Raw genomic sequence first — 11682 nt, forward strand, 5'->3', positions numbered from 1 at the left:
GTTTCAGGGTCCATGGTGCTCCCTCACCGTTGAGCGCATCGGCTGCCGTTGCGCCATGGATGCTGAACCAAGTTCAGCATGACGACATTTATGATGCGAGCTCGATTCAGATGACCAGATTGCTTCGCTGCGCTCGCAATGACGAACTGGTCAAACCAGCGCCGCGCCGCCCTTGAACAAGCGGAGCACCTTGCCCTGAACCGGCAGCCCGTCGAACGGCGTGTTGCCGGCTTTGGCGCGCATCCGCTCGCTGGCAATCTGCCACGGCGCGTCGCGGTCGACGAGCATCAGGTCGGCAGGCGCGCCGGGGGCAAGCGTGCCCGCATCTAGGCCCAGGACACGGGCGGGGTTGGCGGAAATGAGCGCGATCAGCCGTTCGATCGGCAGCAGCTCGTCGCGCACGAAGCCGAGCGCCAGCGCCAGCAGCAATTCGGCATTGGCCGCACCGGGCGCCGAATCGACGAAGGGCAGGCGCTTTTCTTCCGGCCCGCGCGGATCATGGCCCGACGACAGGACGTCGATCGTCCCGTCGGCGAGCGCGGCGAGCGCGGCCTGGCGGTCCGCTTCGGAACGCAGCGGCGGGGAAAGGTGCGCGAAGGTGCGGAAATCGCTCATGGCGATGTCGCTCAGCAGCAAATGCGACGGCGTGATCCCGCAGGTGACGCGAACCCCGCGGCGCTTGGCGGCGCGAACGAGGTCGAAGCCCTGCTCCGTGGTCACCTGGCGCAGGTGAAGGCGCGCGCCGGTTTCCTCGGCCAGCATCAGGTCGCGCGCGATCGCCAGCGGCTCGGCGAGCGCAGGGGCGGCAGCGAGGCCGAGCCGCGTCGCGGTTTCGCCCGCGGTGGCGACGGCGTTGGCGGCGAGTCCGCCGTCCTCCGCATGCGCGACGACCGCGAGGTCGAGGTCGCGGGCATAAGCGAGCACCTTGCGCATCACGTTCGAGTCGGCGATCCAGCGGCGGCCGGTGGCGACCGCTTTCGCGCCTGCGCCCCGATTGATCGCCATTTCGGCGAGATCGGTGCCGGCCAGGCCCTGCGTGGCGGCGGCGAGCGGGTGGATCCACAGCTTGGGCTTGCCGATCAAGGCGGCGCGCTGGACGATGCCGGGATCGTCGAGCACCGGCGACTGATCGGGCATCAGCCCGACGCGGACGATGCCGCCCGCGTGGAAGGCGTCGAGATCGATCGCGAACACGCCCAGATCGACGATCGCGGGGCTGAGCATCTTGCCCTTGCAGTCGATCGTCTCGGCGTCCGAGGGCATGTCGATGCTGCCGGTCGCGGCGATCGCGCCATCCCTGACCAGCAAATTGCCGGTGGAGACGCCACTATCGGGGCAGACCAGTTCGGCGTTGAGGAAGGCGAGGGGACGGCTCATGCCCAACCCTCCACGCCGCGCGCCCGCCTGGTCAGCACGTCGAGGCATGCCATGCGGACGGCGACGCCCATCTCGACCTGCTCGGTGATTGCCGAGCGTTCGGGATGGTCGGCCACGCTCGAGGTGATCTCCACGCCGCGGTTCATCGGGCCGGGGTGCATGATGAGCGCATCGGGCCTGGCGCGCTCCAGCCGCTCGGGCGTCAGGCCGTAGCGCAGGTGATATTCGCGGGTCGAGGGGATGAAGCCGCCGTTCATCCGCTCGTTCTGAAGGCGCAGCATCATCACCACGTCGGCGCCGTCCAGCGCGGCATCGAAATCGGTGAAGGGGGTGACGCCCATCCGCTCGATCGCATCAGGCATCAGCGTTGATGGCGCGCAGACCCGCACCTCGGCGGCCAGCGCGGTCAGCGCGAGGATGTTGGAGCGCGCGACGCGGCTGTGCAGCAGGTCGCCGCAGATCACCACGCGCTGCCCGGCGATCGATCCGCGCCGCCGCCTTATGGTCAGCGCATCGAGCAACGCCTGCGTCGGGTGCTCATGCGAGCCGTCTCCGGCGTTGAGGACGGCGCAATCGACCTTGTCGGCGATCAGCTGCACCGCTCCCGACGCCATGTGGCGGATGACGATCACGTCGGCGCGCATCGCATTCAGCGTCATCGCCGTGTCGATCAGCGTCTCGCCCTTCTTCACCGAGCTTTGCGCCGCGTGCATGTTGACCACGTCGGCGCCCAGCCGCTTCCCCGCGATCTCGAAAGACAGCAGCGTCCGCGTCGAATTCTCGAAGAAGGCGTTGATCTGGGTCAGGCCGCCGAGCGGGTGGTGGCTCTTGGCGTGGCGCCGGTTCCAATCGACCCATTGTTCCGCCTCGTCGAGCAGGAACATGATCTCGTGCGGCTGCAATCCGCCGATGCCGGTCAAGTGGCGGTGCGGGAAAACGGCGCCGCCCTTGATCTGGGCGCCGGGTCGATGATCGGAAGCTGACATTAAAGCGATCGCGTAGCCCCCGGCCCGGAACCGCGCAAGGGCGCAGTCGAAAATCGACAAGCCCGTGTCCGGTTTTGCTTGAACCGGGCGGGGAGGGGTATACAGTCAACCCGTTCGGATCAAACGAGGAGTTGGCGTCACGGCATTGGCTTGAGCTTTGGAGTGTGGCGATCCCGCCAAGGGATGCGCCGTGCGATTTGGCTGTTGCTTCGTCGTCCCCCGCCTACGCCCGTTTTCGGGCGCATCCGTCGGCCCCGAACACCTTTCCAATTCGAAATCATCCAATCGGCTGCGGCTTTTGCCGTCGTCTGCCCGCGCGCTCGCGTCGTCCGACGCCTGAGGGGAATTCACCCCGCAACAGGGAGACTGGAAATGGCTTATTCTGACCGCAAGGTCGCGCTTCGGATGCCCGGACGCTTCAAGGGCTGGTGGATCTGGCTGATCGTCGCCGTGGCGATCGTGCTGCTGATGAGCAGCTTCGCGCGCGTGCAGCCCGGCAACGTCGGCATTCGCGTCAACAACGTCGCGGGTGGCGTATCGCCGCGCTCGCTCGGCGTGGGCTGGTATTTCGCGCCGCCGGGCACCCACATCTACGAATATCCGGTGTTCACGCGGACCTATACCTGGACGGCCTCGACGACCGAGCAGAGCACGATCGACGAGAGCTTCAACTTCCAGGACAAGAACGGCCTGTCGCTGAGCGCGGATGTCGCGGTGTCGTATCATGTCGATCCGATGCGGGCGTCGATCCTGTTCCAGCGCTATCGCACCAGCATGGACCAGATCATCGCGGGTCCGTTGCGCAATGCAATCCGCAACGCGATCGTCGAGCGTGCCGCGCAGCTCGGCGTCGAGCAGATCTACGGCGACCATAAGGCGGAGCTGATCCAGACCGCGCAGCAGCGCGTCCAGGCCTTCTTCGCGCCGGTGGGGCTGCAGATCGAGCAGGTCTATTGGGCCGGCAATATCGTCGTGCCGCAGCAGGTGCTGGCGCAGATCAACGCCAAGATCGCGAATGAGCAGGCCGCGCTGGCGGCGCAGGCGAATGTGGCCACCGCCAAGGCCGACGCCGAATCGCGCGTCGCCAAGGCCGAAGGCGACGCCAAGGCGATCCAGGTCGAGGCGGAGGCGATCCGCACCAACCCGGAGATCGTCAAGATGCGTGCGGTCGAGAAATGGAACGGCCAGTTGCCGACCTATACCGGCAACGGCCCGATGCCGTTCATCGACGTCAAGTGAAGGGGCGGGGCACTCGGCAGACCGGGTGCCCCATTTCGTCAGATCGCGAACAGCGTTACGCCAGCGTACCGTTCCTCGGCGGGATCGAACACCGGCTGCGGCTCGAACGAATGCTCGCCGACCTTGGGGTCGTGGATGCCGGTCAGCTTGAACGAGCCGACCTTGAGCTCGCGCGGCGGCTGGCCGTCGCGCTCGAGCGTCACCGCGTCGACATAGAGCTCGTCGTGCTTGGTATAGAGGATGTGCGGGGCGAGCCGGACCGCCTGGCGGTTGTAGACCCCTTCGAGGCACTTTCGGGTGGCGATGGCTTCGAGAACGAGACGGCTGGCTTCCATGCGCGCGAATTTAGGCGGCGGAACGAATCGATCAAGTCAAAATTGTGCAATGCAACATTTCCGTAACATCGCCATGTCGCAATCGTGATATCATCGGCGGCGCGACAAGCGCATCCTCTCCGGTCGGGACAGGAGAGAATTATGCCGCAATTCGTCATCGAGCGAGATATGCCGGGCGTCGGCACGCTGGGGCCGGGCAAGCTCAAGGGCGCCTCGCAGCAATCGTGCAGCGTGCTGCGCGACCTCGGGCCGGAAATCCAGTGGGTCCACAGCTATGTCACCGACGACAGGATCTACTGCATCTATCGCGCGCCCGACGAAGCGATGATCCGCCAACATGCCGAAATCGCCGGATTTCCGGCAAATCGCATCTCGGCGGTGCGCGCGATGATCGATCCGACGACGGCGGATTAGCCCGCGGTCAGCGCGTCGATCGCGCCCTGCAGGATGTAGGCAGCGGCCATCTTGTCGACCAGCTCGGCGCGCCTGGCGCGGCTCGCGTCCTGCTCGATCAGCGTGCGGGTGACGGCCTGGGTAGACCAGCGTTCGTCCCACAACAGCACCGGCAGGCCCCAATCCTCGACATTGCGGGCGAAAGCGCGGCTCGATTGGCTGCGCGGGCTCTCGCTGCCGTCGAGATTGAGCGGCAGGCCGATAACGACGCCCTTCACCGCCTGGCGCTCTATCACCGCGGCGATCGCGGCCTTGTCCTTCTGGAATTTGGTGCGGCGGACCAACTCGGCGGGGCTGGCGAAGCTCCAGCCGGCATCGCACAGGGCCAGCCCGATGGTTTTCGTGCCGACGTCGAGGCCGATCAGCCGCCCGCCTTCGGGCAGCGAGTCGCGAAAGATGGCGCGGTCGGCGGTAATCATCGCCGGCGCCTTAGCGCGGCGGCGGCCGACACAAAAGCGCCCGGCCGCATCGGGCCGGGCGCTCTATACGAAAGTATCGCGTCTTACTGCCCGGACGGGCCCGTCGATCCGCCCGCGTCCGGTGCCGCCTTGGGCGAAGCCTGCATCTTGGCGGCCGCGGCGGTCTGGATACGCTTCATCAGCGCGGGATCGGATTGCGAGGCCTTGGCGATCGCGTTGAACTTCTCGGGCGAGAGGCCCGACGAGGACACGGCAGACGCCATCTTGGTCTGCTTGTCGGCCGCCGCCACGGTCGAATCGTTCTGGATGTTCTGAACGGCGATCGCGGCCGATGCGAATTGGTCCACGTCGGTATCGCTGAACGACGTTTGCGCGGTCGCCCCGGCGGACGGCGCGGCGGCCCCGGGCGTCATGCCCGAAGCGGGCGGCGTCTGTGCCGGCGGGGTCTGCGTCGCGGTCGATTGTGCCAGCGCGCCGGTCGCGCCCAGCGCGACGGCGGCGGTAAAGGTGGCGAATTTACCCAGGCGGGTCATTGATGCTCTCCTGTCGATTGGCTTGGGAACAATATAACGATCCCGACCTCGGCATCGGCTACGGCGGTTCAATGCAAAAGTGGTCGCGCTGTGCCGTGGCCGCGACGGAGCGAGCCTCAACCGCAAGTGAAGCGGCCCGCAATCCTTCCTCAGCGCGATTCGAACGAAGACAAACGCCGCGCGGCGTCGGCACGAATATTCGCCCAGAACAGCGAATAGTCGAACACATGGTAATTGTTGCCCGGCAGCACGTAATTGCCGACCAGATCGGGCGGTGTGCCAATCGACAGGATGCCGCGCCCCTCGCATTTAGCGCCGATCCGCCCCGGCGTGATCGTCGCAGTGCGCAGGTCTGCGGCGGGATAGAGCGTGCCCTGATTGGCGTCGGCCGGCGCGGCATCGTCGGGCATGCCGGTCAGCGGATTGGTGCAGACCAGCGCGGTGCCCGCGCGCGGCGCGCCGGTGAACCCGGTGGTGGCGTCGAACGCGTCGAAGATCAGCGATGGATCGGCCGGTTCGGCGAACGTCTGCCACGAAAGGATGCAGCCGGCCTGGTCCGGCGTCGTGCATTCAGACAGCCCCAGCGCTGGAACATCGGCGGTCTTGGAAACCGGCCAGCCGATCACATAGGCCGCGACGATCCGGCGCGCGAGCGGGGTGCCGGCGACGCGATCGTGGAGCAGGTGCGTCAGGTGCAGCGCGCCCTGGCTGTGGCCGGCGAGGATGATCGGCTGGTTCGGCCCGATCTGCTTCAGGAAGGCATCGAACGCGGAGAGGACGTCGCGATAGGCAAGCGCGCGGGCGTCGAGCGCGGCCTTGCTGTCGGTCAGGAACGCGCCGAAGGTCGCCTGGCGATAGCGCGGCGCCCAGATCGCGCCGATGCCGTTGAACGCGCTCGCCTGGCCGCGCAGGAACAGGGCGGCGCGGGTATTGGCTTCGGCATCGTCGAGCGGCGCGTTCCACTGCGCACGATTGAGATACGAGGTCGGGTGGATGAAAAACACCGCGGCTTGCGGATGCGTGGTGGGGGTATAGCCTCGCGGCGTCCACAGCGCGGGATTGTCCGGAATATCCGGCCGCGCCAACCACATCCTGCGATCGTCATAGGCATTGCCGGCAAGCGCGGGCTCGGCCTTGAACGTCGTCGTCGGCACCATCGCCTGCCGAATCAGCTGCGCGCCGAACAGGCGGTAGGCGAAGGCGGCGGCGACGGTGAGCATGATGATGGCAGCAACCAGATAGAGGAACTTGCGGGCCAAGATGGCAGCTCCATTGTGCAATGCAACATAAACGCGCGGGGCGCGAGCAGGTTTCTCGTGCATGATGGTTGTTGCGAACGCAATCGCGAAGGCCATTGCCTTGCCGCGCTGCGCGGTGCTAGCCGCGCCCTTATGTCCGTAGACACTGCAACCGTGAAGCGGATCGCGAGCCTTGCGCGCATCGCGATCACCGAAGAGGAAGCCGGCCGGCTCGCGCCCGAGCTGGGCAACATCTTGGGCTGGATCGAGCAATTGGGCGAGGTCGACACGCGCGACGTCGCGCCGATGACGGCGGTGATCCCCAACCATCTGCGCCTGCGCGACGATGTCGTCACCGATGGTGGCGTGCGCGATGCGGTGCTTAGCAACGCACCCCAGGCCGAACACGGCTTTTTCGCGGTGCCGAAGGTGATCGAATAATGACCGAACTCACCGATCTCGGCGTCGCCGCCATCCGTGATGGCGTGCAGGACGGCGCCTTCTCCGCGCGCGAGGTGGCCGAGGCGTTCGTCGCCAAGGTGTCTGCCGCCAAGCAGCTCAACGCGTTCCTGGTCGAAACCCCCGATCACGCCTTTGCCGCCGCCGATGCCGCCGACAAGGCGCGCGCGGCGGGCGAGGCGGCCAAGCCGCTTGCCGGCGTGCCGATCGGGATGAAGGATCTGTTCTGCACCAAGGGTGTGCCGTCGACTGCGGCGAGCCACATCCTCGAAGGCTTCACGCCGCCCTACGAATCGACCGTCTCGCAGAAATTGTGGGACGCCGGCGCCGGGATGCTCGGCAAGCTCAATATGGATCAGTTCGCAATGGGCTCGTCGAACGAGACCAGCGCGTTTGGCAACGTCATCTCGCCGTGGCGGCGCAGCGACGGCGGTAATGCACCGCTCGCGCCGGGCGGCTCGTCGGGCGGCTCGTCGGCGGCGATCGCCGCGCGGCTGTGCCCGGCGGCGACCGGCACCGATACCGGCGGCTCGATTCGCCAGCCCGCCGCGTTCACCGGCATCGCCGGGATCAAGCCGACTTATGGCCGCTGCTCGCGCTTCGGCATCGTCGCCTTCGCTTCGTCGCTCGATCAGGCCGGCCCGATGGCGCGCGACGTGCGCGACTGCGCGATAATGCTCGAGGCGATGGCCGGGTTCGACGCGCGCGACGCGACGTCGCTGGAGCTCGACGTACCCAGATGGGAAGCTGGATTGTCGAGCGATCTCAAGGGCAAGCGGATCGGTATCCCCAAGGAATATCGGGTCGAGAACATGCCTTCGGAAATCGACGCGCTGTGGCAGCGGGGGATCGATTGGGCCAGGGACGCCGGCGCCGAGATCGTCGAGGTGTCGCTGCCGCACACCAAATATGCGCTGCCGGCTTATTACATCATCGCGCCGGCCGAGGCTTCGTCGAATCTCGCGCGCTATGACGGCGTGCGCTACGGCCTGCGCGACCTGCCCGACGGCGCGAACCTGCAGGATATGTATGCCGCCACTCGAGCCGCCGGCTTCGGCGACGAGGTGAAGCGTCGCATCATGATCGGCACCTATGTCCTGTCGGCGGGCTATTACGACGCCTATTTCACCCAGGCCTCGAAGGTCCGCACGCTGATCGCGCGCGATTTCGATGCTGCGTGGGAAAGCTGCGACCTGCTCCTCACCCCGACGGCGCCGTCAGCCGCGTTCGCGCTGGGCGAGAAATCGGCCGATCCGATCGCGATGTATCTCAACGACGTCTTCACCGTGCCGAGCTCACTCGCGGGCCTGCCGGCGATGAGCGTGCCCGCCGGGCTGGACGGCCACGGCCTGCCGCTTGGCCTGCAGGTGATCGGCAAGGCGCTCGACGAGCAGGGCGTGTTGAACGCCGGCTTGGCGCTGGAGCAACGCGCCGGATTCGCGGCTCGGCCGGAGGCGTGGTGGTAAAATGGGCAGGGACACCTTTCCGGTTGCGATGGCAGGGCTGCATGCGTCGCTGCACTCTCTAAGGATTTTGGCCAACCGAGGATTGGTTTCGCCAAAGGAAGTCGACGAGTCGTTAGATGGCGTCTCCGAGACACTTGAAAACTTGTCTCCCGAGCTGCTTGCGGTAGTTCAACGAAATTTAGATCCGATAATGGTTGATATAAAGCGTGCGGCTGGGTCCGCGTGGCGAGGCAAAGATGGTTGACTATCGTATTCAGGGCGCCACCGGCGAGTGGGAGGTCGTGATCGGCCTCGAAGTGCATGCGCAGGTCACCTCCAACGCCAAGCTGTTCTCGGGCGCCTCGACCGCGTTCGGGGCGGAGCCGAATACGCAGGTCAGCCTGGTCGACGCGGCGATGCCGGGGATGCTGCCGGTGCCGAACCGCGAGTGCATCCGTCAGGCGGTGCGCACCGGCATGGCGATCGACGCGGCGATCAACAAATGGTCGCGCTTCGATCGCAAGAATTATTTCTACGCCGATCTGCCGCAAGGCTACCAGATTTCGCAGCTTTATCATCCACTTGTGGGCGAAGGCTCGCTCGATATCGAGCTCGATGAGGGCGGCACCAAGACGATCGGCGTAGAGCGTATCCATGTCGAGCAGGATGCCGGCAAGTTGATGCACGATCAGCATCCGACGCGCTCTTATGTCGATCTCAATCGCTCGGGCGTCGCGCTGATGGAGATCGTCAGCCGGCCGGACATGCGTTCTCCCGCCGAAGCAGGTGCTTATGTGCGTAAGCTCAGGTCGATTCTGCGCTATGTCGGGTCGTGCGACGGCAATATGGAAGAAGGCTCGATGCGTGCCGACGTCAACGTCAGCGTGCGCAAGCCGGGCGCCCCCTTCGGCACCCGCACCGAGACCAAGAACGTCAATTCGGTCCGCTTCGTGATGCAGGCGATCGAGCATGAGGCCAATCGCCAGGTCGACGTGCTCGAAGCCGGCGGCACGATCGTTCAGGAAACCCGCCTTTACGATCCCGACAGCGGCACGACGCGGTCGATGCGCTCGAAGGAGGATGCGCACGACTATCGCTATTTCCCCGATCCCGACCTGCTGCCGCTCGAGCTCGACGACGCTTTCCTCGACGAATGTCGCGCCAGCCTGCCCGAACTGCCCGACGCCAAGCGCGCGCGCTATGAAGGGTTGGGGATCACCCCGTACAATGCCGGCGTGCTGACCGCCGAGGTCGAGACCGCGCGCTGGTTCGATGCGTTGCTTGAGGCGGGCGCGAAGCCGGTGCAGGCGTCGAACTGGGTCGCCTCGGAACTGTTCGGCGCGCTCAACCGGCTTGGCAAGGGAATTGAGGAAAGCCCGGTAAGTCCCTCGCAGGCGGCCGAATTGCTTGGCCTGGTCGCCGATGACACTCTGTCCGGCAGTCTCGCCAAGCAGGTGTTCGAGATCATGCTCGAAACCGGCGACGATCCCGCGAAAATCGTCGAGGAGCGCGGCCTCAAGCAGACCAGCGACACCGGCGCGATCGAAAAGGTGATCGCCGAGGTAATGGCCGCGAACGAGGATAAGGTCGCCGATTATCGTGGCGGCAAGGACAAGTTGTTCGGCTTCTTCGTCGGCCAGACGATGAAGGCGATGGCCGGCAAGGCCAATCCGCAGGTGGTCAACGAACTGCTGAAGAAGGCGCTCGGCTGATGCTCGGCGCGGCGCTTGCGTTGATGCTCCAGGCGGCGCCCGCCGCGCCGCCGCCCGCGCCTGCATTGCCGCGCGTCGACCTCGAAACCAGCGCGGGGCCGATCGTCGTCGAGGTCGATACCGTCCACGCGCCGATCACCGCGAAGAATTTCCTCGCCTATGTCGATCAGCACAAGCTCGACGGCGAGACCTTCTATCGCACGGTGAAGGTGCAGGATCATTTCGGTTTCGTGCAGTTCGGTGTGAGCGGCGATCCCAAGCGCGTGCTGCCGCCGATCGAGCACGAGCCGACCACCGAGACCGGCCTGCACCACACCGACGGCACGCTTTCGATCGCGCGGCGTGAGCCCGGCACCGCGCAGGGCGAGTTCACGATCATGGTCGGCGATCAGCGGCCGTCGTTCGATGCCGATCCGTCCAAGCCGGGCGACAATCTCGGTTATGCCGCCTTCGGGCACGTCGTCTCGGGAATGGACGTGGTCAACGCGATCCTCGACGGCGCGGTCGATCCGGCGGCGACGGTGCGTGGCTCGTTCAAGGGCGAGGTGCCCGCGCAGCCGATCAAGATCATTTCCGCGAAGCGCGAGCCCGCGTCTAGCTGATCGCGCCATCCGCTTGCGGGTGATGCGGCTCGAGCACCAGGTCGCGGCCCTCGACGCGCCACGATTTGAGCATCGACAGGAAATTCATGCCGAGCACGTCGGTATCGCCGAATGCCGGCGAGACGACCACCGGCAGATCGCGCGCGACGATATCGCCGAGCCGCAGTTCGGGCAGGGTCGCGGTGCGCGCGGTGATCGATCCGTTGGCGGTGTTGAGCACCACCGGGAACAGCTGCTGGTCGGTCTTGAGTCCCGCCGCGGCCGCGGTGCCGCTCGACAAGGCGGTCAGCGTCGCGCCGCTGTCGATCAGCATCCGCCGCGGCACGCCGTTGACGGTGACATGCGCCCAAAAATGCCCGTCGGGCGCCATGCGGATGCGCACCGCCTGGCCGACCACGTCCTGCCCGCCGAGGTGCAAGGCGGAGACGAGCCGCGAGAAATAGGGATCGTACCGTCCGCGCTGGATGACGACGACGATCAGCAGGCCGATCAACCCCGCCGTCACCGCGAAGCTGACGATCGAGCGCAACAGCCGCACGCGCAGCAACACCGTCGCGGCGATCGCGATCAGCGCGATCAGCAGGTAGAGGTGGATATCGGGGGAGAGGTGCGGCAGCATCGTGGTCATCGCGGGATCGATCGGCAAGATAGGATGCGTCGGCGCGTCGGCCAATGCCATAAGCGCCGCATGCGACTCGGCTTGCCCTCAGCCGTTGCGCTGCTATAGACGCCGCCGACCTGCTGTCCCACGCGGGCGTGGCGGAACTGGTAGACGCGCTGGATTTAGGTTCCAGTATCGAAAGATGTGGGGGTTCGAGTCCCTTCGCCCGCACCAGTTGCGTTGACTCGAAAACGTCCCTGGGGACGTTTTTCGGCAACGCAAC

13 protein-coding genes and 1 tRNA gene are annotated in these 11682 nt (G+C 66.1%); 7 read left to right on the plus strand and 7 right to left on the minus strand.

The window, feature by feature from the left end; translation table 11 throughout:
• Positions 1-150 precede the first annotated feature (150 nt).
• Both K7G81_RS05130 and K7G81_RS05135 read right to left on the minus strand, forming a co-directional pair.
• The gene (locus tag K7G81_RS05130; RefSeq protein ID WP_223029678.1) at positions 151-1377 is read right to left on the minus strand and encodes a dihydroorotase; all 1227 of its coding nucleotides are present in this window, start codon (positions 1375-1377) and stop codon (positions 151-153) included.
• Positions 1374-2363: an aspartate carbamoyltransferase catalytic subunit gene (locus tag K7G81_RS05135; protein ID WP_223029679.1), complete on the minus strand. Its 990-nt coding sequence runs from the start codon at positions 2361-2363 to the stop codon at positions 1374-1376. Before K7G81_RS05135 ends, K7G81_RS05130 begins: the two co-directional genes overlap by 4 nt.
• A 372-nt stretch (positions 2364-2735) precedes the next feature.
• Here K7G81_RS05135 and K7G81_RS05140 point away from each other — a divergent pair, with 372 nt between their 5' ends.
• Positions 2736-3602, plus strand: a complete 867-nt coding sequence (locus K7G81_RS05140) for an SPFH domain-containing protein (RefSeq protein WP_255586630.1) — start codon at positions 2736-2738, stop codon at positions 3600-3602.
• Positions 3603-3640: 38 nt separating this feature from the next.
• Here K7G81_RS05140 and K7G81_RS05145 read toward each other — a convergent pair whose 3' ends face one another.
• Entirely contained in the window at positions 3641-3937 is a 297-nt protein-coding gene (locus K7G81_RS05145) for a WYL domain-containing protein (RefSeq protein ID WP_223029680.1), read from the minus strand.
• Positions 3938-4078: 141 nt separating this feature from the next.
• Between K7G81_RS05145 and K7G81_RS05150 the strand changes: the two genes are divergently transcribed.
• Positions 4079-4351 (plus strand): DUF4242 domain-containing protein, encoded by a 273-nt coding sequence (locus K7G81_RS05150; protein WP_223029681.1) that lies wholly within the window; start codon positions 4079-4081, stop codon positions 4349-4351.
• Here the strand turns inward: K7G81_RS05150 and ruvX are convergent.
• The 3 genes from ruvX to K7G81_RS05165 all read right to left on the minus strand — a co-directional run bounded on the left by ruvX (position 4348) and on the right by K7G81_RS05165 (position 6601).
• On the minus strand, positions 4348-4809 hold the full coding sequence (gene ruvX, locus K7G81_RS05155; protein WP_223029682.1) for a Holliday junction resolvase RuvX: 462 nt from the start codon (positions 4807-4809) through the stop codon (positions 4348-4350). The two genes, K7G81_RS05150 and ruvX, sit on opposite strands and share 4 nt — an antisense overlap.
• 83 nt (positions 4810-4892) lie before the next feature.
• A complete protein-coding gene (locus tag K7G81_RS05160; protein ID WP_223029683.1) occupies positions 4893-5342 on the minus strand; it encodes a DUF4168 domain-containing protein in 450 nt (149 codons plus the stop codon).
• A gap of 149 nt (positions 5343-5491) precedes the next feature.
• Positions 5492-6601: a DUF3089 domain-containing protein gene (locus tag K7G81_RS05165; RefSeq protein ID WP_223029684.1), complete on the minus strand. Its 1110-nt coding sequence runs from the start codon at positions 6599-6601 to the stop codon at positions 5492-5494.
• A gap of 132 nt (positions 6602-6733) precedes the next feature.
• Between K7G81_RS05165 and gatC the strand changes: the two genes are divergently transcribed.
• The 4 genes from gatC to K7G81_RS05185 all read left to right on the plus strand — a co-directional run bounded on the left by gatC (position 6734) and on the right by K7G81_RS05185 (position 10798).
• Positions 6734-7021: an Asp-tRNA(Asn)/Glu-tRNA(Gln) amidotransferase subunit GatC gene (gatC, locus tag K7G81_RS05170; protein WP_223029685.1), complete on the plus strand. Its 288-nt coding sequence runs from the start codon at positions 6734-6736 to the stop codon at positions 7019-7021.
• Complete coding sequence (gene gatA, locus K7G81_RS05175) at positions 7021-8505, plus strand: Asp-tRNA(Asn)/Glu-tRNA(Gln) amidotransferase subunit GatA (protein ID WP_223029686.1); 1485 nt, start codon at positions 7021-7023, stop codon at positions 8503-8505. Before gatC ends, gatA begins: the two co-directional genes overlap by 1 nt.
• Positions 8506-8741: 236 nt before the next feature.
• Positions 8742-10196 carry an Asp-tRNA(Asn)/Glu-tRNA(Gln) amidotransferase subunit GatB gene (gatB, locus tag K7G81_RS05180; protein ID WP_223029687.1) on the plus strand — a complete coding sequence of 485 codons (1455 nt, stop codon included), beginning with the start codon at positions 8742-8744 and terminating at the stop codon, positions 10194-10196.
• Positions 10196-10798 (plus strand): peptidylprolyl isomerase, encoded by a 603-nt coding sequence (locus K7G81_RS05185; RefSeq protein WP_223029688.1) that lies wholly within the window; start codon positions 10196-10198, stop codon positions 10796-10798. Before gatB ends, K7G81_RS05185 begins: the two co-directional genes overlap by 1 nt.
• On the opposite strand, the gene K7G81_RS05190 is transcribed toward K7G81_RS05185, so the two are convergent.
• The gene (locus tag K7G81_RS05190) at positions 10791-11426 is read right to left on the minus strand and encodes a retropepsin-like aspartic protease family protein (RefSeq protein WP_255586631.1); all 636 of its coding nucleotides are present in this window, start codon (positions 11424-11426) and stop codon (positions 10791-10793) included. The genes K7G81_RS05185 and K7G81_RS05190 overlap by 8 nt on opposite strands.
• 122 nt (positions 11427-11548) lie before the next feature.
• On the opposite strand from K7G81_RS05190, the gene K7G81_RS05195 reads away from it, so the two are divergent.
• Positions 11549-11633: transfer RNA gene (locus tag K7G81_RS05195), tRNA-Leu, on the plus strand.
• Positions 11634-11682: the final 49 nt, after the last annotated feature.

Source organism: Hephaestia mangrovi (assembly GCF_019880555.1).
GTDB lineage: Bacteria > Pseudomonadota > Alphaproteobacteria > Sphingomonadales > Sphingomonadaceae > Sphingomonas > Sphingomonas mangrovi.

Excerpts from the sequence above, each read along its gene's own strand:
- K7G81_RS05160 (WP_223029683.1), bottom strand. The coding sequence starts at position 5,342 with ATGACCCGCCTGGGTAAATTCGCCACCTTTACCGCCGCCGTCGCGCTG.
- ruvX (WP_223029682.1), bottom strand. The coding sequence starts at position 4,809 with ATGATTACCGCCGACCGCGCCATCTTTCGCGACTCGCTGCCCGAAGGC.
- K7G81_RS05190 (WP_255586631.1), bottom strand. The coding sequence starts at position 11,426 with ATGACCACGATGCTGCCGCACCTCTCCCCCGATATCCACCTCTACCTG.
- gatC (WP_223029685.1), top strand. The coding sequence starts at position 6,734 with ATGTCCGTAGACACTGCAACCGTGAAGCGGATCGCGAGCCTTGCGCGC.
- gatA (WP_223029686.1), top strand. The coding sequence starts at position 7,021 with ATGACCGAACTCACCGATCTCGGCGTCGCCGCCATCCGTGATGGCGTG.
- K7G81_RS05140 (WP_255586630.1), top strand. The coding sequence starts at position 2,736 with ATGGCTTATTCTGACCGCAAGGTCGCGCTTCGGATGCCCGGACGCTTC.
- K7G81_RS05150 (WP_223029681.1), top strand. The coding sequence starts at position 4,079 with ATGCCGCAATTCGTCATCGAGCGAGATATGCCGGGCGTCGGCACGCTG.
- K7G81_RS05130 (WP_223029678.1), bottom strand. The coding sequence starts at position 1,377 with ATGAGCCGTCCCCTCGCCTTCCTCAACGCCGAACTGGTCTGCCCCGAT.
- K7G81_RS05185 (WP_223029688.1), top strand. The coding sequence starts at position 10,196 with ATGCTCGGCGCGGCGCTTGCGTTGATGCTCCAGGCGGCGCCCGCCGCG.
- K7G81_RS05145 (WP_223029680.1), bottom strand. The coding sequence starts at position 3,937 with ATGGAAGCCAGCCGTCTCGTTCTCGAAGCCATCGCCACCCGAAAGTGC.
- gatB (WP_223029687.1), top strand. The coding sequence starts at position 8,742 with ATGGTTGACTATCGTATTCAGGGCGCCACCGGCGAGTGGGAGGTCGTG.
- K7G81_RS05135 (WP_223029679.1), bottom strand. The coding sequence starts at position 2,363 with ATGTCAGCTTCCGATCATCGACCCGGCGCCCAGATCAAGGGCGGCGCC.